The organism is Insolitispirillum peregrinum (assembly GCF_900156605.1).
Taxonomy (GTDB): domain Bacteria; phylum Pseudomonadota; class Alphaproteobacteria; order Rhodospirillales; family Rhodospirillaceae; genus Insolitispirillum; species Insolitispirillum peregrinum.
Genome location: NZ_FTOA01000005.1, coordinates 392,846 through 414,039, shown reverse-complemented (window position 1 = coordinate 414,039; position 21,194 = coordinate 392,846). Strand labels below are relative to the sequence as shown.

Sequence of the window (21,194 nt, the reverse complement as noted above, 5' to 3'; positions counted from 1 at the left end):
TCGGTCATCCCCGCAGCGGGGAATGGACAAGCAAGGATGGCAGGAAAATGCGGGCGTTTTCCGGAAAGGAAATGCAACCGGATATATGATTTTCAGCGCCCTGCACACCCCCCAGCCCGTGAAGCACTGTTTCAACAGTGTGACGCAATGCGTCTGGAAAAACAAGGCTTTATCAACAAAACCCGCATCAAAAAGATGCAGGGACCGACCGTGATGAAAGTCTGTGCACGGCCGGTCCCGACAGGCCGTTACCGACCCTTGGCCCGCCAGCCGAACAGGCCGGCGCGCTCGTAATGCCACGGATATTGCAGAACCATCTTGCGCGACAGGGTCACGCGATAGGATCCAACCGCGATCAACATCAACAATGCCGTATCAATCAGGAAGCCGCTGAACGACAGCAAATCCCCACGGAACAGGGCATAGTTGAAAAACCGTTCCGCCGCACCCAGCAGAACAGCATAGGGAATGGCCTGCCACAGCGGACGCCACGTCGCCGCCAGCGCGTTGCCGGTCATGAACGCCAGCCAGCCGCCCGCAATCCCGGTAAACAGGATGAAGGTCAGCAGATTGCCGCCCAGAAGGTTGACATGCTCCATTAGTGCGATCCCCCTTCCAGATAGGCCGCCCGGATTTCCGGGTTGGCCAGCAGTTCCTGCCCGGACCCCTGCAGGGTGATCACACCGTTGACCATCACATAGGCCCGGTGCGCCAGCTTCAGGGCGTGAAAGGCATTCTGTTCGACCAGGAACACCGTCATCTTGTCCCGACGGTTGATTTCCTTGATCACGTCAAAAATCTGCCGCACCACCATCGGAGCCAGCCCGAGGGACGGCTCGTCGAGCAGCAACAGACGCGGACGGCTCATCAGGGCGCGCCCGATGGCCAGCATCTGCTGTTCACCGCCGGACAGGGTGCCACCGCGCTGTTCCTGACGTTCCTGCAAACGGGGGAACAGGCTGTAAACCATGTCCAGGTCTTGCTTGAAATACTTGGGATCGGTGCGCAAGGCCCCCATCTGCAAGTTTTCATAGACGGTCATGCGCGGGAAAATGCGCCGGCCTTCCGGTGACTGCGCAATGCCGGTGCCCACCAGATGGTGGGTCGGCATGCGGGTGATGTCACGCCCTTCAAAGGTGATGGTCCCCTTGGCGGCCCGCGGGCTGCCGCAGATGGTCATCAACAGCGTGGTCTTTCCGGCCCCGTTGGAGCCGATCAGAGTCACGATCTCCCCTTCGTTGACCGTAACGTCGATCCCCTTCAGGGCTTCGATCTGGCCATAGAAGGTATGTACGCCGCGAACCTCAAGCATCAGGCCGCTCCTCCTGCCAGATCCTGAGCCACCTCGGTGGGCAGCTCTTCGTCTTCTTCTTCGCCCAGGTACGCCTTGATCACCGTCGGGTCGTTGCGGACAAACTCCGGCGTCCCGTCAGAAATCTTGCGACCATGGTCCAGCACGACGATGTGGTCGGAAATTTCCATCACCACGCTCATGTCATGCTCGATCAGCAGGATGCCGACGCCCTCACTCTCGCGAATGCCCAGCAGCAGGTCGTTCAGCTGCAGGGATTCACGCGGGTTCAGACCGGCGGCAGGTTCGTCCAGACACAGCAGGACCGGACGGATGCACATCGCACGGCAGATTTCCAGCCGACGCTGGTCACCATAGGGCAGGTTCCCGGCTTCCCAGTCGGCGCGGTCATACAGACCGACCTTGTTCAGCCAGTACTTTGCCAGCTCCACCGCTTCCTTTTCGGCACTGGAGTAGCGCGGCAGGAAGGTCAGGCCCGCCAGGGAAAAGGCCGAAGCCTTCATCAAGGCGTTGTGCTGGGCCACGATCAGGTTTTCCAGCACCGTCATCTGCGGGAACAGACGAATGTTCTGGAAGGTACGCGCCACATTCGCCTGCTGGGCGATACGGAAGCCTTCCATCCGTTCCAGCAGGTGGATGCCCTTTTGCGGATGGACCAGGGTCAACCGGCCAACGGTCGGCTTGTAAAAACCGGTCAGGCAGTTGAACACCGTGGTCTTGCCAGCACCGTTCGGGCCGATGATGGCGGTGATTTCTTTTTTGCGGGCCGTGAACGACAGGTCATCGATGGCGGTCAGTCCACCGAAACGCATCGTCAGATGCTCGACTTCCATCAGGGCGTCCGACGGCACCTTGACATCGGTCGGACGCGCCAAGCTCTGGAACACCATTATGCAGCCTCCTTCACCGAAGCCTGATGGTCTTTCGGGTGCAGACGAATGGTCGGTTCACGGAACGCCAGCAGCCCGCGCGGACGCCATACCATGATCAGAACCATCGCCACCCCAAAGGCCAGCATGCGGTATTCCGCGAACTGACGGAACGTTTCCGGCAGCAGGACGATCAGGGCCGCAGCCATCACCACCCCCATCTGGCTCCCCATGCCGCCCAGCACGACGATGGCCAGAATCACTGCCGATTCAATAAAGGTAAAGCTTTCCGGGCTGATGAACCCGGCACGCACCGAAAAGAACGACCCGGCAAAGCCACCAAACATCGCCCCCAGCGCAAAAGCCGACAGTTTGATGTTGGTCGGGTTGATCCCCAGCGAGCGGCAGGCAATTTCATCTTCGCGCAGGGCTTCCCACGCCCGCCCGGCGGGCAGCTTGCGCATTCTCTGGGTGAACAGGTTGGTCAGAACTGCCATCCCGAGAATGACGAAGTACAGGAAGATGATTTTGTGCATCGAGCTGTATTCCAGCCCGAAATCACTGGCAAAGCCACCTTCGCCGCGCGAAAACTCGATCCCGAAGAACGAAATGGCCGGAATGCCGCCGATCCCGTTCGGGCCGCCGGTCACCGGACCCCAGTTGATCAGGATCACGCGAATGATTTCCCCGAACCCGAGGGTGACAATCGCCAGATAGTCACCGCGCAGACGCAGCACCGGGAAGCCCAGCACCACCCCGAAGAAAGCGGCAAACAGACCGGCCAGCGGCAGACAAATCCAGAACGACCAGCCAAAGTGCGTGGCGATCAACGCGTAGGAATAGGCCCCCACCGCATAGAACGCCACATAGCCCAGATCGAGCAGACCAGCCAGACCCACCACAATATTCAGGCCCCAGCCCAGCATGATGTAAATCATGAAGGTGGTGCTGATGAAGATCACATAGCGGGCATTGGCATCGGGAATGACGAACGGCATCAAAATCGCGCACAGCAGGCCCAGCAGACCCAGAACCTTGGCATTCTGGTTCAGCAGGCGCGCAATCGAGTTGTCCCCGGACTTTTTCTTTTCCTGCGGCAGACCACCCTGACGGGCCGCCTTTTGACCGCGCAGAAACGCCAGAACAAAGCGCCCGACGAACATCACCGCCACAGCGATGCCCAGCAGGTCCCAGCGCTTGGTCAGCACCAGATCCGGCCCCTGATTGTCAGCCTTCAGCCCCAACAGCGGCAGACCGAGGGCAACGATCAGCAGCGATGCAATGAAGGCTTCCTTGAGCGCAGGGAACAGCACGTTCGGTGCCGTGGCAGCAGAAGTATCTTTTACTTGTACTGTCATGGCCTTACACCTTTTCCACTTCGGGTTTGCCGAGCAGGCCGGTAGGCCGGAAGATCAGCACCAGAACGAGAATCCCGAAGGTCGCAACGTCCTTGTACTCGATGGTGAAATAAGCCGACCAGAACGATTCGATCAGACCGATCAGCAGACCGCCCAGCATCGCACCGGGCAGAGAGCCAATGCCCCCCAGCACGGCGGCGGTAAACGCCTTCATCCCGGCCAGGAAGCCGATATAGAAGTCGATCACCCCGTATTGCAGGGTCACCATCAGACCCGCCACCGAGGCCAGCACAGCCCCCATGACAAAGGTCATTGAAATGGTGCGGTCAACGTTCACCCCGACCAGACCAGCCATGGTCCGGTCCTGTTCACAGGCGCGCTGTTGGCGTCCCAGCGACGTCCTGGTGATCAGCCAGGTGAAACCAATCATCAGGGCCACCGTCAGCACCAGAATGAAAATCTGCAGATAGCTGACGACGACATCAAAATCGCCCTGATGGAACAGGGTCAAACCACCCTGAATGATGGGTTGAATGGGTTTTACGCGGGCGCCCTGACTGACCTGCACACCGTTCTGCAGGGCAATCGACATGCCGATGGCAGAAATCAGCGGAGCCAGACGGAACGAACCACGCAAAGGACGATAGGCGATGCGCTCGACAGTCCACCCCCACACCCCGGTGAGCACCATGGTGCACAACAGCACCACCACCAGCGCCAGCGGGATATAGCTGATACCCAGCTCCCCCAGCACCAGAAAGGTGATCACGGAAATGAAGGCACCGATCATGTAAATCTCGCCATGGGCGAAATTGATCATCCCGATGATCCCGTACACCATCGTGTAACCGATGGCGATCAGGCCATAAATGGAGCCAAGCGTCAGCCCGTTGATAAGCTGTTGGAGAAAGTAGGCCACCCTACCCCCTAGAGACTTGATTGTTATGTCTATAAAGCCATGAACGGGAGGCTCGACGACCCTCCCGGCCCTGAACCACGCCCTCCGAGCCTACCCCAGACACCCTCTCTGTCAAGCCGCATAACTCACTGTTTTGGGCACCCGAAAAGAGACATTATTCTGTCATACTGCCTGTCATTTTTGCACCCCAAAAATAACGTTAAGTAACACCTACTCTAAAGGGTTGGTCATTGCAGCATATAGTATACGCCGCCCTGTGTGATCATGTTCCCCCTTTGATCTCGATTTTTGCACTGCAAGCTGCTATGGCTATGGCGAACCATCGCTCTTATCTATGGGCAGCACGTCTGGACCACCCCGACCGACGGCCATCAAAGGATACGGACCATGCAAGACATCCGCGTGCGCGGCGCCCGCGAGCATAATCTCAAAAGCATCGACGTCACCTTGCCCCGTGACAAGCTGGTGGTGATCACCGGCCTGTCCGGTTCGGGCAAATCGTCGCTGGCCTTTGATACCATCTATGCCGAAGGCCAGCGCCGCTATGTGGAATCACTGTCGGCCTATGCCCGCCAGTTCCTTGAACTGATGCAAAAGCCTGATGTCGATTCCATCGAAGGCCTGTCACCGGCCATTTCGATCGAGCAGAAAACCACCTCGCGCAATCCGCGCTCGACGGTTGGCACCGTCACTGAAATCCACGACTACATGCGCCTGCTGTGGGCGCGGGTCGGCATTCCCTATTCCCCCGCCACCGGCCTGCCGATCGAGGCCCAGACCGTCAGCCAGATGGTTGACCGGGTGATGGACCTGCCCGAAGGCAGCCGCCTCTATCTGCTGGCCCCCATTGTGCGCGGCCGCAAGGGCGAGTACCGCAAGGAACTGGCCGAGCTGCAAAAAAAGGGCTTCCAGCGGGTCAAGGTTGACGGCACCCTGCACCTGATCGACGAAGTGCCTGCGCTGAACAAAAAGGTCAAACACGATATTGAAGTGGTGGTTGACCGTCTGGTGATCAAGGATGGCCTGCAAAGCCGCCTTGCCGATTCCTTTGAGCAGGCTCTGGCCCTGACCGACGGGCTGGCGATCATCGAGGATGTCACCAGCGAAGAGCGGACCATTTTTTCCGCCAAGTTTGCCTGCCCGGTTTCGGGCTTTACCATCGACGAAATCGAACCCCGCCTGTTTTCCTTCAACAATCCGTTCGGCGCCTGCCCGGATTGTGACGGGCTGGGGGTGCGGATGCACTTTGACCCCGAGCTGGTGGTCCCTGATCCGCGCAAATCATTGCTGCAAGGGGCGCTGGCGCCATGGTCGTCGGCAGGCCAGCCGTCGCCCTATTATCTGCAGGCACTCGAAAGCGTCGCTGCGCACTACAAGATTTCGCTCGATACCCCGTGGCAGGATATCCCTGCCGACATTCAGCACGCCCTGCTGTACGGATCGGGGAAAGAAGAGATCGAGATGACCTATCACGACGGTCGTCGCACCTTCACCGTCGAAAAGCCGTTCGAAGGCGTGATCCCCAACACCAGCCGCCGCTGGCGGGAAACCGACAGCCCGAACGTCCGCGAAGACCTGTCGCGCTATCAGTCCAGCACCCCCTGCCCCAGTTGCAGCGGCAAACGCCTGAAGCCCGAAGCGCTGGCCGTGCGTGTCGGCAGCAAGGACATTGCCGAGATTTCCGACCTGTCGATTGCCGACGCCCTGCACTGGTTCTCGCACCTCGACCAGCAGCTTTCGCCGAAACATCAGGAAATCGCCTCGCGCATCCTGAAGGAAATCAACGAGCGCCTCGGCTTTCTGAACAACGTCGGCCTTGATTATCTGTCGCTGTCACGCACCTCGGGCACCCTGTCCGGTGGGGAAAGCCAGCGCATCCGGCTGGCCTCGCAGATCGGCTCCGGCCTGACCGGCGTGCTGTACGTGCTGGATGAACCCTCGATCGGCCTGCACCAGCGCGACAACGACCGCCTGCTGGCCACCCTCAAGCGCCTGCGTGATCTGGGCAACACCGTCATCGTGGTCGAACACGATGAAGACGCCATTCGCTCTGCCGACTATCTGGTCGATATGGGGCCAGGCGCAGGCAGCCACGGCGGCACGGTGGTTGCCTGCGGCACCCCCGCCGAAGTGATGGCCAGCCCGGACAGCCTGACCGGCCAGTATCTGACCGGCAAACGCAGCATCCCTCTGCCCACCAGCCGCCGCCCCGGCAATGGCAAGACCATCCGCGTGGTCGGTGCGCGTGCCAACAATCTGGCCAACGTGACGGTGGATATTCCGCTGGGCACCATGACCTGCGTCACCGGCGTCTCGGGCGGCGGCAAGTCGTCACTGGTGATTGAAACCCTGTACAAGGGTCTGGCGCGCCAGTTGAACGGCGCGCGTGAACATCCCGGTCCGCATGACGGCATCGAGGGTATCGAGCATATCGACAAGATCGTCGATATCGACCAGTCACCGATTGGCCGCACGCCGCGCTCCAACCCGGTGACCTATACCGGTGCCTTCACCCCGATCCGCGAGTGGTTTTCAGCCCTGCCGGAAGCGCAGACCCGTGGCTACAAGCCGGGCCGCTTCAGCTTCAACGTCAAGGGTGGCCGCTGCGAAGCCTGTCAGGGTGACGGGGTGATCAAGATCGAGATGCACTTCCTGCCCGACGTCTACGTCACCTGCGACGCCTGCAAGGGCAAACGCTATAACCGCGAAACGCTGGAAGTCACCTATCGCAACAAGTCGATTGCCGACGTGCTCGACATGACCGTCGAAGACGGCGCCGAGTTTTTCCAGGCGGTCCCGGCGATCCGCGACAAACTGGAACTGCTGAAACGTGTCGGTCTGGGCTATGTCCATCTTGGGCAGCAAGCCACCACCCTGTCCGGCGGCGAAGCCCAGCGCGTCAAGCTGTCCAAGGAACTGTCCCGCCGCGCCACCGGCCGCACCCTGTACATTCTGGACGAACCAACCACCGGCCTGCACTTTGAGGACGTCCGCAAGTTGCTGGAAGTGCTGCAGGCACTGGTCGATCAGGGCAACAGCGTGGTGGTGATCGAGCACAATCTGGAGGTGATCAAGGCTGCCGACTGGATCATCGACATGGGCCCGGAAGGCGGATCAGGCGGCGGTCAGGTGGTGGCAGCCGGCACGCCGGAACAGGTTGCCCGCACCGCAGGCAGCCATACCGGCTATTACCTGCGCCCCTATCTGGGCCTGGAGCAGTGAGCCGTCACAGGACACGACAGTAAGGAAGCAAGAGCAGGCTGCCGCCTGAACCGCTTGGGGGATAATTCCCCAAACCCCCATTTTTTCTTTTATGATCAAAGGAATGGGGGTCCGGGGCCTCAAGGCCCCGGCGAGGTGTGGAGCAGCGCTCCACCTCCTTGTTTCTCAACTGTCGGAGACTGTGGCATCACGTTCAAGGCTCACGGCCCGCAAAAACAACGGGGGGATGGCCCAACCAGACCATCCCCCCGCCAGTCCGAGACCGCCAGCCGCAGATCAGCGGGCTTCGATCACATAGCGATGCAGGCAGCTGTCAACGGTCCGCCCGGTGATGTCGCGCCAGAAAGTCAGGGCCTGAGCATGGTCGAACGGGCCATAGACCTCGGCATCCTTGCCACCCGCCAGCACGCTGAACGACGGATCGGCGTATTCGCCGCCAACGACGAAATACTCCTGCACCTTGACCTCGTCGGCGGCCTTTACGGTGTACCGAACCATGGCGTTGTCGATGGTCTTGCTGGTGATGTTGCGCCAGAACGCATAAGCTTCCGCTTGCGGGAAGGGGCCGTGAACTTCCAGCTCTTTATCCACTGCCGGGGTCGTGAACCCGGTATCGGCGTACTCACCACCAACAACATAAAACATCTTCTCGCTCATCGCGTTGCATTCCCCAGTCAAATGACGAAACAGATACAGCCCAGACGATACCCCTGCCAATCACGGTTCACAGAAGCACACCCTGCGATGGCCCGTACCTGATGCAGCTGTTATACGCTGTAGCGCAGCAAATGGGAACTACCCGCCCCCACGGGTGGGCCCGAATCCATCCTTATGGGTAGCATGCTTGTTTTTTGGCCGCAATAGCGGTTTCCTCTGGCCCACGCTCAAAAAAAGCACACCAAAACACCCCTGCCCCGGCAGAAAAATCGCAGACAACGCATAGCAGACCTTCTTTTTTCCCATACCGCAGGACCAAATACCGATGACCATCCCCCCTGATGCACCCCGGTCACCATCGACCAGGACCGTTACATCGGCAACAACCCCAGTCGATAGCGGCTCCGAATCGGCATCTGTTGTCCTTGCACAATTGTTGGACCTGATGCGTCAACTGCGCACCCCGGAAACCGGCTGCCCGTGGGACATCGAACAAACCTTTGCCACCATCGCCCCACACACCATCGAAGAGGCCTATGAGGTTGCCGAAGCCATCGAGGCCGACGACCGTCACGCCCTGAAAGACGAACTGGGCGACCTGTTGCTGCAAGTGGTCTTTCACAGCCAGATTGCCAGCGAAGAAGGCAGCTTTGGCTTTCAGGATGTCGCCGCCGCCATCTGTGACAAGCTGGTCCGTCGTCACCCGCACGTCTTTGGCGACACCTCGGTTGCCACCGCCTCGGAACAAACCGTCGCCTGGGAGACCCTGAAAGCCGCCGAGCGCGAAGCCAAAGCCAAAGACAGCGCGACTCCGGTCAGTGCTCTTGATGGGGTATCGACCGCCCTGCCAGCCATGACCCGCGCCCTGAAACTGCAAAACCGCGCCGCCCGCGTCGGCTTTGACTGGGAACGGGCTGCCGATGTGGTGGGGAAAATCGAGGAAGAACTGGCCGAAGTGCAAGCCGAGCTTGGCAACACCATCGAAACGCAAGTGCTCCATGGCGACCATCCCAATGCCAGCCGCCTGCGTGATGAAATTGGCGATCTGTTGTTCTCGGTGGTCAATCTGGCCCGCAAGGTCGGTATCGACCCCGAAGGTGCCCTGCGCAGCACCAACCGCAAGTTTGACCGCCGTTTTCGACTGGTCGAACAGGGACTGGGCCAGCAGGGAAAGACCCCGGATCAGGCCACTCTGGCCGAAATGGAAGCCCTGTGGAAAGATGCCAAGCGTCTGGAAAAGCCGTAGCACCATCGGCAGCGGCGGTTGCTGGCCGCCCGGCTCTTCTCTACTTACCCGAAACGGAATCCCCATGCGCGTCCTGCTCGTTCTGCTCAGCCTGTGCCTGTTGCCTTTGCCTGCGATGGCCGCAACCGTCTCGGGCACGGCCCGGGTCATTGATGGTGACACCGTGGTCATCCGCAAAAAGCACATCCGGCTGATTGGCATTGATGCCCCGGAAAAGCGCCAGACCTGCATGCGCTGGCTGATCATTCCCAGTTCCTGCGGCAAGCAGGCAACATTGATCCTGACCGAGATGGTCAAGCGCAAAACCGTCACCTGCGACATTGTCGACACCGACCGTTATGGGCGGCTGGTCGGGCGCTGCTTTGTTGGCGACACCGACCTGAACCGCGAAATGGTCCGCCGGGGCTGGGCGCTCAGTTACTGGACCAATGACTACAAACAGGAAGAAGGAGAAGCCCGTCTGGCCAAAGCGGGGATCTGGGCCACCCGTTTTGAAAAGCCGTCGGATTTCCGCAAGAAGTAACCAGTGACAGGGCTGGATGTTTACTCTCATCTACAGATGATTTACCCTCTGCCGTCCGTGCCCCGGCGATGGCCTCGCTCTGGAAAACAGGCCTCAGCGCGTTTCTCACCCAGATCAGCAATCCCAAAACAGCCATCGTTTATGGTGGCATCTTTGCCGCACTGTTACCGCCAGTCCCCTCGACTGGGCAAAAGCTGGCTCTGCCCCCGATGATCCTGTGCGTTGAAAGTGGGTGGTACGTCATCGTTGCCATCGCCTTTTCTGCACCAGCAGCCCGCACGGTCTATCAAAGGGCAAAAACCGCCATTGACCGGGTGGCGGGCTGCGTCATGGCCCTGATCGCCATCGCCCTGATTGTGGGAAATTAGAGCGTTGTGCGCAAACGAGGTCGCAGCACACGACAAACAGAAAACATGATCGTGGAGCGCTGCTCCACACCTCGCCGGGGCCTCAAGGCCCCGGACCCCATTCATTTGATAGTGAAAAAAATGGGAGTCCGGGCGGTAGCGTGGTCTTGCGCCCTGCGCAGGCCCGCGTCGTGCTTTTGACCATCGTCAAGGACGCTTCGTTGTTTATCGCCGACAACAGGGATGCTCCCCGGCACCCCTGACAAGGTCAAAGACGATGGTCGCCTCATGGTATCGCTTTTTCTTCGCAGCAGGCTTTCGCCCGTTTTTCCTGCTCGCCGCCCTGCATGCTGCGGCCAGTGGCACTGTCTGGGCAGTCTGGCTGGGGTTGAACAGTCTGGGCCATGACCTTGCCTTCCCCATTGCTCCGCCGCCAACCCTGTGGCATGCCCATGAAATGCTGTTTGGCTTTTTGTCGGCAGCCCTGACCGGGTTCCTGTTGACCGCCGTTCCCAACTGGACCGGCACCGCACCGGTCAAAGGGCGTTGGCTGTTGGCACTGGTTTTGCTGTGGCTGGCGGGCCGCGTCGCCTTCTGGCTGTCCGGCTGGCTGCCCCCGGTTGCCGTCATCGTTGCAGATACCGCTTTCTGGCCTCTGCTGATCTGGCTGATCGGCAGCGCCCTGTTCAAAGCCCCGACCAAACGCAATCAGCCATTCCTGATCCTGCTGATCCTGCTGTGGGCAGGCAATCTGGCAGACCATTTGGGAATTATCGGCGTACTGGCTGATGGCGGCAGTCTTGCCCGTCAGACCACCCTCAACATCATCGTCCTGATGATGGTCATCATTGGTGGCCGCATCACCCCAACCTTCAGTCGCAACTGGCTGGTCAACCATCAGGCCGTCCTCCCGCCCGAGGCATTGCCGTGGCTTGAGCGGGCCACCATTCTGAGCGTCGTTGCCGTCGCCCTTATCGACCTGCTGGCAACCGCCCTGCCCGAGCAGGCCGGGCTGCTGGTCCGGGCCTCAACCGCCGCACTGGCTGCAGTTCTGCTGGGATATCGCCTGTGGCGCTGGCAACCCTGGCGCATTGCCGCCGAGCCCTTGCTGTGGGTCCTGCATCTGGGGGCGGGCTGGCTGGCTTTGGGGTTCGCCTTGCGCGCCTATGCCATGGTATCTGCCGCCGATATCCTGTCCTTGCCGGTTCTTGATCTGACGGCAGCCCTGCATGCCCATTTCATCGGTGCAGCAGGGACCCTGATCCTTGGGGTCATGGGGCGGGCCAGCCGTGGGCACAGCGGCCTGTCCCTGACCGCCGGACGCCTGATGTCCCTCAGCTATCTGCTGGCTGGCGGTGCTGCCGTGGTCCGGATTGTCGGGCCTCTGTTGTGGACATCCTCGCCTTTGGTTGCCCTGTCTGTTGCAGGAACCCTGTTTTCTATCGCCTATGCGGTTTTTCTTTACGACTTCATTCCCGTCCTGCTGATCAAGACCAGTAAGCAATAAGGACTACTCAGGAAAAAGATCACCCAACACCACACAAAAGGAAAAAGAAGATACACCTTTTAGCTGTTCAGGAATGACTCTGGTCTCCCCTATTTTCGGTACTAATCAACAAGCCTCCTGCATTACGCCCTTCGAACAGGCCTTTGCTGCCCACCGCAGGAGATCAAGAGGCCATCGGGTGCTGCCTCACCCGCCCCTCAGGACCGAGTTAGGAAGAGACGATGCGCATTGTATTATGGGACCAGCATCCCATCGTTCTTATGGCCTTGACGCAGATTGTCAGGGATATGGGAACCGACTGGGAACCCCTCCAGCTCTCTGGTGACATATCCTCGGGATTGGCGAGCGAGGTACTGGAAGGGCTGAGACCCTTTGATCTGGTCATTTGTGATCCACGTCCGTCGTCTTTTTCCCACCTGAACACTGCCGACATGATCCGCCTGAAGGCCGCCGTCGGAGACACCCCGCTGCTGATTTTTACCACCTCGGAACATCCCGATGACATTCGCAGCGCCCTCGGGAACGGGGCCAGCGCCTACATCCCCAAGACAACGGACGTCAATCTGCTGGGCACCATCATCAGGCTGGTCCATGCCGGGGGATTATACGTTCCCCCCAGCCTTGCCCATGCCCTGACCTCGCCGCATTTCAACAATGATCCGCTGCCCGGCAGCCCGACACCGCCAGACCGCAGCCATTTGCCATCCCTCACCCAGCGCCAGCATCAGGTTCTGCATTTGCTGTCCGAGGGATTGTCCAATGCCGAAATTGGCGAGCGGCTGCATCTGAACATTTCAACCGTCAAATCCCACGTCACCAGCATCCTGAAAACGTTGGGGGTTGAACGCCGGACGCAGGCGGTTCTGCTGTTCAAAAAAGCAGAGTGGGATCAGTCCCCCGCATAGAGCGTTTTTAGAGCATTGTACGAAAAGTGGGAACCGGTTTTCGTAAAAACAATGTGGCACTACAAAAGGTTGGATCAGCGTGCGTTAAATCTAACGCACGCTGATCTGGCGGTTATCCCCGCCGCTGACGGTTCAGAAAGGCGCTGAAATCACAGGCCGGCATCGGCTTGGCGTACAGATATCCCTGCCCCAGCGTGCAACCATGCTGGCGCAGGAAGTCCGTGTGTCGCGGCGTTTCAATGCCCTCGGCCACCGTTGACAGCCCAAGGCTTTGGGCCATCACCAGAATGGCGCGCACGATGGCCTGATCATCCGTGTCATCGGTCAGATCGCGCACGAACGACTGGTCCACCTTCAGCGTATCAATCGCCAGATCCCGCAAATAGGCCAGCGAGGAATAACCGGTCCCGAAGTCATCAATGGCCAGCGCCACCCCCAGATCACGCAGCGAGCCAAGCACCGTACGGGCCCGCTCCAGATCACGCATCAGGGCGGTTTCGGTAATTTCAACTTCCAGCGCACTGGCGGGCAGGCCGCTTTCTTTCAGCGCCGACAGCACGGTTCCTGTCAGGTCGGTCGCTTCGAACTGACGACCGGAAACGTTGACCGCCACCACCAGATCATCAAAGCCAGCCAGATGCCAGGCGCGGGTATCGGCACAGGCCTGCCGCATCACCCATTCCCCGATACCGACGATGGCCCCTGTTTCCTCGGCGATCGGGATGAACTGGACCGGGCTGACAAATCCCAGCTCGGGGTGGAACCAGCGCAACAGCGCCTCCATCCCGACCACGCGGCCATCACTCAAGGCGACTTTCGGCTGGTAGTAGACCTGTAACTCCCGGCGCTCGATGGCACCGCGCAGCTCCCGTTCCAACTGCAAACGACGGCGGGCGGTGTCTTCCAGTTCGCTGTTGAAGGCGCAACTGGGCACTCCCCTCTGACGGGCAAAGAACATCGCCAGCCCGGCGCGCTGGATCAGCAAGTCGCCTTCGTCACCATCCTGCGGAAACTGCACCGAACCCGACGCATAATCCAGCACCAGCTCGTTGCCATCCACCGCAAAGGGGCGAGCAAAAGCGGTATCGCAGATCGTTTCCCAATCCTGATCGTCAGGCGGCAGGATGACAATGAATTCGTTGTTGCTCCACGAGGCGACAAAGCCCCCCGGCGGGCATGCGGCAGACAGTCGTTCGCCAACGGAGCGCAGGGCCTGTTCCCCGACCACGTGACCAAGGGAGTCATTGACCGCCCCCAAACCATCCACCACCAGAAAGACCAGTCGGCCCCGCTGATCATGCAGATATTCGGCCAGGGTGTGGCGCACCCCTGCGCGGTTCGGCAGGCCGGTAATGGAATGGTGCGTTGCCATGTGGCGGAGTTCGGCGGTCCGTTTTTCAACTTCCCGCTCCAGCATCACTGCCTGATCGCGGTGCTGGGCGTACAATAACTGCGCCTCGATGGCGTTCCGTATCCGCTGGGTGGCCTCGGTGGTATCAAACGGCTTGCTGATAAAATCACGCGCCCCACCGGACAGCGCCCGCATCCGGGTTTCCGGGTCGGTCTGTGCGGTCAGCACAATCACCGGCACATAGCTTTTGACGGTATCGGGCAAACGGGCCAGCACCTGATGGCCATCCATCCCCGGCATGCGGATATCCAGCAACAGCAGGTCGAACTGCTCGCTGGCCAGCATCTCCAGAGCTTCAAAAGGACTGGTAGTCCCGATGACGTCCCTGAACCCCTCGGCTTCCAGCATGTCGCGGAGCAAGGCAACGTTCACCGGATTGTCATCGACGGTGAGGATACGGGCCGCCAATATCTTTTCTTCGGAAATAAACATTGCCTCTATTCCATTACGAGTATCAGGCATCTCCATTAGCATTTTGAGGATGTTACCAGAGCGCCTGCACAGGAAATCAAAAGTATGAGAATTTTCCCGTGTTTTCCATAGCGATAACAGGGATGGGGAACAATTATGTCCCTGACGGCCACAGAACGCCATAAAATCCACCCTTATCCGTCGGCTCGCCATGCATCATGACATGACCGCACTCCCCCGAAGCATCGGGAAGCAGCGTGGCTTCGAGGGTAAAGGGTATCCGTCGCCGAACCGCCCGATGCAGGCAGGCGACGATTTTGCGGCGCTCATCCAGCGGAAAGGCATGCAGAAAAGCATAATACGACGGTGGCATCTGCGGGGGTAAATGCAACGCCCCGGCAACGATCGGCGACCAGGAAACAGGCGCCTCGGCCTTCGCCGGATCATAGGACCAGCAACCAGCCTTGAGCGTCCGCTCAATCATCGACAGATGCAGGGCGGCCAGCCCGTCACTCTCCTGCGGCAGGTGATGCAATGCGGCAAGGCGCTCGGAGGCCAGAACCGCCAGATCCGCCAGTACAGACAGTTCCGTCTCGTCCATCACGTGGGGCAGAACGTCCCGCAAGGAAAAAATGCCAATCACCTCGCCATGTGACCCCATCAGGGGATAGGCCAGATAAAAGCGGACCCCGGCGTTGTGCGGCAACAACGCCAGATCATGGAACCGTTCATCTGTGGCAGGATTGTTGCTGATCACCACATCGCCAGCCCCCCGCACCAGCGTCCGGGACCGGGCACAAAATGACTGCGCCAACGGTACCATCAAGCGTGGTGCCCCGACCGAAGAGCGGCACACCACCCGATCGGCTTCCAGCACGGAAATCCGTGCAACCGGGCAGCCGGTCATGGTCGCAGCCAACGTTGTCAGGCGATCAAGATGTTCATCCCACAGATGGGCAGGCACCGGCAGCGGCCCGTCGAGCCCCCCTTCCTGGGTGGCAGCAAACACGACCGCAGTCGGGGGTACCCCGTCGGTGAAATAGTGATGACCCTCTCGTCCATGAACATGGCTCATGGTGTTGCTCTTTTGGCTGGGGCGGGAGCCGCGTGGGTATAGGAAAGCAGTGTTCATAGTGAACAGCAAAAATCGGGCCAGAAAGATTTCGCTACCCAATCAATGCATTGGCATTTCCCGGACACGGAAAATTCACTAAAATTCCCATTCTGCATTGCAAATTCAAAACTCCGGCCCGCATTGCAATCGCATCCGGCCTGCCATGGTACCCTCCTGCTCCGCCAGGGTGCAGGATGCAAAATCCTCTTCTGTCCCTGAACCCTTGCTGACTATACTATGACCTTCTTTTTGCTTTCATTTCCCACCCCATGCCGTCAGGAGGCACTGTGATCCACGCCACAGGCCAATGGGCCATCCTCGACGCCATCCCCGGCGCCACTGTCGTCATCGACGCCGAAGGCACGATGGCCGCCTGTACGCGAAGCTGGTACAGCCTGTGCCCACAGGCTCGCGGAGAAAGCAATTACCTCGACCTGTTGCGCCGACTGGCCGGTGACCCGAGCCTGCCAGCCGATGATCGCCTGACGCTCGCCTCGGCTGTCGGGCAAATCTGTGACGTGCTGGAAGGACGCAGCCTGGACGCCACCATCATGGTGCGCTGGCCCGCCCCGGATCAGGGCTCCCCCAGCCTTCACCTCGAGATTCATGTTGCCGTCCACGATGCCATGGCCGTCGTTTCCCATCGTGACCTGTCCGGCTTTCACCAGCGGATTGACGCCGCCGAAGACGCCGCCTTTCGCTATGACCGCCTGATCGCCGGCTTGCCGGTGGGGCTGTACTGCAAGGATCGTCAGTCCCGCTATGTCGCCGCCAATCGAGCCTTTGCCGATACGGTCGGACGCGCCCCCGAAGAGCTGATCGGATTGCGCGACGATGATGTGTTTGATCGTACCACCGCCCGCGAACGAACCGATGAAGACCAGCGCATCCTGTCGTCCGGCCGTCCTGAACAGCGCGAAATGGTCCTTGACCTGCACGGACGCCGGATGCACGTCCGTGAAGACAAACGGCCCTTGCGGGATGCCGATGGGACCATTCTGGGCGTCATCGGCCTGTTGACCGACATCAGCGACCAGAAAACCGCCGAACAAACGGCCCAGAACGCCCGCCATCACGCCGAGGCAGGCAACCGCGCCAAAACATCCTTTCTGGTCAACATCGGCCACGAAATCCGCACGCCGATGAACGCTGTGGCCGGCCTGTTGCACGTTCTGGAACAGACCTCCCTGTCAGGCCGTCAAAAGGAAATCGTGGCCCGCCTGACCGCGGCCAGCCAGTCACTGCTCAGCGTCCTCAACGATATCCTTGACGTTTCCGCTCTGGAGGCTGGTCGGCTGGAGCTGATCCTGTCTCCGGTTGCCCTTGATGATGCAATCGGTGAATTGATCTCGGCCTTGCAGCCGCTGGCCCATGATCAGGGACTGGACCTTCAGCTCGATCTGCCGGACAACCTGCCGCCCGCCGTTCTGGCCGACCGTTTCCGTCTGCAACAGGTTCTGGTCAACCTGCTGGGCAACGGGATCAAATTCACCCCAAAGGGCCTGGTCTCGCTGGCCGTACAGGTGATGGGCCAAGACCCTCAAGGGGTGCGGATCCGTTTCATGGTCAAGGATACGGGCATCGGCATGTCGCAGGACCAGCAGGCCGACCTGTTCCAGTTGTTCCAGCAGGCTGACAGCTCGCGCACCCGCCGCTATGGCGGCACCGGTCTGGGGCTGGCTCTGGCCTCGCGGCTGGTGGCGATGATGGGGGGAGCCATCAGTGTCTACAGCCGTCCCGGCGAAGGCTCCACCTTTGAATTTACCCTTGAATTTCAGCCTGTCTCGGCGATTGACCTGCCCCCGCCTGTCGACACACTCCCCCTCCCGCCCCCCTCCGGAGTCCTGCCCCCTGTTGACGCCGACCCGCATGGCACTGATGATCCCTCTCTTGCCAGTATCGAAGAATTTCTTGGCCTGATGGATGAGCTGGATGCAGAAGATACAGTGCAGGACAAGCCCCTGCTCTCCTGGACTGAGGAGGACGGGCAGGGTGACGGAGACGAAAACACCGATAACGAGGAGGAGGACGACGAGCCTCCGCTGGAGCTGACCCTTTCTCTGCCGCCCCTTCAGAACGATGATCTTCAGGATGAAGACGACGATGAAATTCTGGTGGTCGGCAGCACTTCTCCCAAAACCCCATCACCTCCGCCCGAGGAGCGTCACCGCCCCTTGTCGTTCCGCGCGGCCGCAGGAAAGCCGGTGGAGCTGGCCGAAATGGCGGCCCTTAGTGTCAGTTCCCTGCCGTTGCAGGATTTTGATGATCCGGCACCGGCACCGGCGCGCACGTCTCCGGCCAATCCTCCCCCCTTGCCCGCCTGGGCCAAAAACCTGCCAATGGCGTCTTTGGCCGGGCTGGATGTGGTGGCTGCCCTGCACCGGCTGGATGGTGACGGCGAGCTGTTTCTATCCCTGCTGGAGCAATTTGAAGACAGCAATGCCAACCTCATTCCCCAGATGAACAAACTGACCGAGGAGGGAAGCCTCGGGCAGGTTGCTGCCATTGCCCACACCCTGAAGGGCAGTGCCGCCAACCTTGGGGCCTCCAATCTGGCACGCGCGGCCGAAAGTGTCATGCGGCTGGCACGGGCAGAAGATCGGGAAGGCACCGTCGGTGTTCTGGTGCCTTTGCGGCGTCAACTGGCCCTCAGCCTGTACGCCATCGAGGCTCTGCGGCGGCACATCCAGAATCATGTACCGCCCCGCCCGCCAGAACCGCCCACCCCGCCCCCGGCACCGGCGACGGCCGCCGCCAAAGCAGGTACAACCCCACAATTCCGCGCTGAATTTGCCCGCCTGTACGCCTTGCTGAACGATAACAGCATGGCCGCCAACGACCTGTATCAGCACATCCGGCCCGATCTGGTCGCACTGGCGGGCGAAGCCCTGATCCGGGATCTGGGCCGGGCCATCCAGCGGCTGGATTATGCCCGCGCGCTAAAGATTTTGATGGAAGTCGCCATGGGGCTGGAAATTCCACCAACGGCACCTTAGTCTATTCCTTAAGGAAAAAAGGCGCTGCACGCGCGTGACAGCCCTTCCCCAACAGGCTCTTGCCACGCCCGGATTGTTCCCGATCCGGGGAATGCTTTGAGGATAAACAGCGTGGAACTACCGCAGGAACAACGGCTGGCATCAACCGGGTCCATCACGGGTGGGCGTATTCTGGTTGTCGATGACGTGCCCTCCAACATTCATATGCTCAGCAACATTCTGCGCGACGATCACGAGATCATTTTCGCCACGAATGGTCCTGATGCAGTCCGCATGGCCAAAGAGAAAAAGCCGGACCTGATCCTGCTTGACATCATGCTGCCGGAAATGGACGGCTATCAGATTTGCTGCATCCTGCGCGAATTGCCTGATACCCGTGATATTCCGATCATCTTTGTCTCGGCACTGGGGGAAGAAAAAGATGAGGCGCGCGGGCTGGAAATGGGGGCCATTGACTATTTCGTCAAACCCCTCAGCCCCCCCATCGTGCGGGCTCGTGTGCGCAATCACATCGAATTCAAACGCCAGCGCGACCTGTTGCGGGACATGAGCCAGGTTGACGGCCTGACCGGCCTGCCCAACAAACGCCGTGCTGACGATGCGCTGGCCAGTGAATGGCGCCGCTGCCAGCGGTCTGGATCACCGATCTCCATTTTCATGGTCAGCCTGGATCAGTTCAAGGAATACAATCTCAGCCACGGCCATCTCAAAGGCGACGATTGCCTGCGTAAAGTAGCGCGGACCATTGCCGGATACCTCTGCCGCCCCGGTGACATGGCCGCCCGCTATGATGGCAAAGTCTTTATCGCCATTCTGCCCGACACCGAACTGGAAGGCGCCATCCAGTTGGCCGAACAGGCACGCTCTGCCGTTGAAGCCCTGTCCATTCCCTATCCATTGCCGGATAATGACGAACATTCCGTCACCATTTCGTGCGGGGTCAGCACCTGTGTTCCCAGCCTTGACATGATGCCATTCCAACTGATCTCCCGCGCCAAAGAGCAGCTGGAAATGGCGAAAAACAATGGCCGCAATTGCGTCGAAGGCAACGAGCTTTTTGGTTGAACAAACCAGAGCATTGCCCGAAAAACGGGAACAAGTTTTCGCAAAAACAATGCGGCAATACAAAAGGCTAGATCAGCGTGCCTGCATCAGATTTAACGCACGCTGATCTAGCGCTGTGAGCATGAGTCACATCATGGCACACGACAGTTGGCGGGATCAGTGCGGGCTACCGCCCGAACCCGTTTGGTGGCGATGCCCCCCAAGCCCCCATTTTTCTTTAAAAATCAAATCAATGCGGTCCAGGGCCTAACCGCCCCAGCGAGGTGTGGAGCAGCGCTCCACGTCCTTGTTTCCTTACTGCCGTGTACTGTGGATTCACATTCAAGGCTCACAGCTCTAAACATAAAAAGCAGAAAAACACCCTCAGCAAAAATCCACAAGGGCACACGTTCATTATTGTTGTCCATTCGGACATATATCGTCTCGTCAAAAAGACAAAAAGTATTGAAAAGATGTGATTCTGTGATGGCTGTCACATAAATGCGCCCTCCGTTCTGCCACTGTGTTTTTACCGGGGAGCACCCAAACAGTTCAGAGCGTCCACCCATGCAGGGGTCGGAAGGCTCACTTGGGAACGCTGACGGTATCGGTATCCTCTTTCCCTCAAGAGCGCACTTTATGGCGGGGCCCCGTGGTCCCGCCTTTTTTTTTGCCTGTCGGGTCAGGCGCGGTAAATGCCGGAGATCCGTGGGGGGACATCATTTTTTAATGATTTTAAAACAACTCTACTGTGGGGCTCTCTGCCCAGCCATGCTATGACCACAGGCGGTCTCAGAGCATTGCGCGAAAAGCGAAAGCCAATTTTCGCATAATGCTCTCGCTCTGGAAGGACGCCCCTCCATGATTTCGCATCGCCTTGTACAAAAGCTCGCCGGCCTCTGGTTTCTTGTCGCAGGCATCCACGGAGCCTTGTCCGTCGGACTGGGAGCCTACGCCGCCCATGGGCTGGCCGATCAGCCTGCCGCCATCCTCGACCTGATGGAAAAAGCTACCCGTTATCAATTGATCCATGCTGTTGCCCTGCTGGCCGTTGCCATCGGCTCCCTCAGCCCTCTGGCCCGGATTGCCGGTTGCTGGCTGGCGGCGAGCGGGGCCTTGCTGGCCATCGGGACCACCTTGTTTTGCGGTGCTCTCTATGCCATTGCCCTTGGCGGAATTGCAGCGGGTCCGGTTGCCCCCTATGGCGGAACCTCGCTGATTCTGGCGTGGCTGCTGCTGTTTCCGGTCGGCATTCAGGTTCTGCGCCGTACCCCTGTGAAAGACGGAAAATAGGGAGGGCAGTGTACGTGCGTCACACTTGACGCAACACTGGTCCAAAGAACGGACCTGGAG

General features: G+C 59.6%; 17 protein-coding genes. 9 read left to right on the top strand and 8 right to left on the bottom strand.

Annotated elements, in window-relative coordinates:
- Positions 1-248: 248 nt before the first annotated feature.
- Genes BW995_RS15245 through BW995_RS15225 form a run of 5 tightly spaced genes read right to left on the bottom strand, consistent with a single transcriptional unit; the run spans position 249 to position 4,458 of the window.
- Positions 249-599 (bottom strand): DUF6867 family protein, encoded by a 351-nt coding sequence (locus BW995_RS15245; RefSeq protein ID WP_076401247.1) that lies wholly within the window; start codon positions 597-599, stop codon positions 249-251.
- Positions 599-1,312, bottom strand: coding sequence for an ABC transporter ATP-binding protein (locus tag BW995_RS15240; protein ID WP_076401246.1), 714 nt, complete (start codon positions 1,310-1,312; stop codon positions 599-601). The genes BW995_RS15245 and BW995_RS15240 overlap by 1 nt, the downstream gene beginning before the upstream one ends.
- On the bottom strand, positions 1,312-2,202 hold the full coding sequence (locus tag BW995_RS15235; RefSeq protein ID WP_076401245.1) for an ABC transporter ATP-binding protein: 891 nt from the start codon (positions 2,200-2,202) through the stop codon (positions 1,312-1,314). Before BW995_RS15235 ends, BW995_RS15240 begins: the two co-directional genes overlap by 1 nt.
- Positions 2,202-3,539, bottom strand: coding sequence for a high-affinity branched-chain amino acid ABC transporter permease LivM (livM, locus tag BW995_RS15230; protein WP_076401244.1), 1,338 nt, complete (start codon positions 3,537-3,539; stop codon positions 2,202-2,204). Before livM ends, BW995_RS15235 begins: the two co-directional genes overlap by 1 nt.
- A 4-nt stretch (positions 3,540-3,543) precedes the next feature.
- Positions 3,544-4,458 carry a branched-chain amino acid ABC transporter permease gene (locus BW995_RS15225; RefSeq protein WP_076401243.1) on the bottom strand — a complete coding sequence of 305 codons (915 nt, stop codon included), beginning with the start codon at positions 4,456-4,458 and terminating at the stop codon, positions 3,544-3,546.
- Between the two features lie 387 nt (positions 4,459-4,845).
- On the opposite strand from BW995_RS15225, the gene uvrA reads away from it, so the two are divergent.
- Positions 4,846-7,680 (top strand): excinuclease ABC subunit UvrA, encoded by a 2,835-nt coding sequence (uvrA, locus tag BW995_RS15220; RefSeq protein WP_076401242.1) that lies wholly within the window; start codon positions 4,846-4,848, stop codon positions 7,678-7,680.
- 276 nt (positions 7,681-7,956) lie between these two features.
- Here uvrA and BW995_RS15215 read toward each other — a convergent pair whose 3' ends face one another.
- Positions 7,957-8,337 (bottom strand): DUF4170 domain-containing protein, encoded by a 381-nt coding sequence (locus BW995_RS15215; protein ID WP_076401241.1) that lies wholly within the window; start codon positions 8,335-8,337, stop codon positions 7,957-7,959.
- 433 nt (positions 8,338-8,770) lie between these two features.
- Here BW995_RS15215 and mazG point away from each other — a divergent pair, with 433 nt between their 5' ends.
- From mazG to BW995_RS15190, 5 genes are all read left to right on the top strand, one after another.
- Positions 8,771-9,583 carry a nucleoside triphosphate pyrophosphohydrolase gene (gene mazG, locus BW995_RS15210; RefSeq protein ID WP_281251141.1) on the top strand — a complete coding sequence of 271 codons (813 nt, stop codon included), beginning with the start codon at positions 8,771-8,773 and terminating at the stop codon, positions 9,581-9,583.
- Positions 9,584-9,647: 64 nt separating this feature from the next.
- Positions 9,648-10,106, top strand: coding sequence for a thermonuclease family protein (locus BW995_RS15205; protein WP_076401240.1), 459 nt, complete (start codon positions 9,648-9,650; stop codon positions 10,104-10,106).
- A gap of 68 nt (positions 10,107-10,174) precedes the next feature.
- The gene (locus BW995_RS15200; protein ID WP_076401239.1) at positions 10,175-10,474 is read left to right on the top strand and encodes a LysE family translocator; all 300 of its coding nucleotides are present in this window, start codon (positions 10,175-10,177) and stop codon (positions 10,472-10,474) included.
- A gap of 256 nt (positions 10,475-10,730) precedes the next feature.
- Entirely contained in the window at positions 10,731-11,960 is a 1,230-nt protein-coding gene (locus tag BW995_RS15195) for an NnrS family protein (protein WP_076401238.1), read from the top strand.
- Positions 11,961-12,181: 221 nt separating this feature from the next.
- A complete protein-coding gene (locus BW995_RS15190; protein ID WP_076401237.1) occupies positions 12,182-12,865 on the top strand; it encodes a LuxR C-terminal-related transcriptional regulator in 684 nt (227 codons plus the stop codon).
- Positions 12,866-12,977: 112 nt separating this feature from the next.
- Here BW995_RS15190 and BW995_RS15185 read toward each other — a convergent pair whose 3' ends face one another.
- Both BW995_RS15185 and BW995_RS15180 read right to left on the bottom strand, forming a co-directional pair.
- Complete coding sequence (locus BW995_RS15185) at positions 12,978-14,708, bottom strand: putative bifunctional diguanylate cyclase/phosphodiesterase (protein ID WP_076401236.1); 1,731 nt, start codon at positions 14,706-14,708, stop codon at positions 12,978-12,980.
- Between the two features lie 133 nt (positions 14,709-14,841).
- Positions 14,842-15,762 carry a GAF domain-containing protein gene (locus BW995_RS15180; RefSeq protein ID WP_076401235.1) on the bottom strand — a complete coding sequence of 307 codons (921 nt, stop codon included), beginning with the start codon at positions 15,760-15,762 and terminating at the stop codon, positions 14,842-14,844.
- 326 nt (positions 15,763-16,088) lie between these two features.
- On the opposite strand from BW995_RS15180, the gene BW995_RS15175 reads away from it, so the two are divergent.
- The 3 genes from BW995_RS15175 (at position 16,089) to BW995_RS15165 (ending at position 21,134) form a co-directional block, all read left to right on the top strand.
- The gene (locus BW995_RS15175) at positions 16,089-18,797 is read left to right on the top strand and encodes an ATP-binding protein (RefSeq protein ID WP_076401234.1); all 2,709 of its coding nucleotides are present in this window, start codon (positions 16,089-16,091) and stop codon (positions 18,795-18,797) included.
- 111 nt (positions 18,798-18,908) lie between these two features.
- Positions 18,909-19,862 (top strand): diguanylate cyclase domain-containing protein, encoded by a 954-nt coding sequence (locus BW995_RS15170; RefSeq protein WP_217696105.1) that lies wholly within the window; start codon positions 18,909-18,911, stop codon positions 19,860-19,862.
- 840 nt (positions 19,863-20,702) lie between these two features.
- A complete protein-coding gene (locus tag BW995_RS15165; protein ID WP_076401233.1) occupies positions 20,703-21,134 on the top strand; it encodes a DUF423 domain-containing protein in 432 nt (143 codons plus the stop codon).
- Positions 21,135-21,194: the final 60 nt, after the last annotated feature.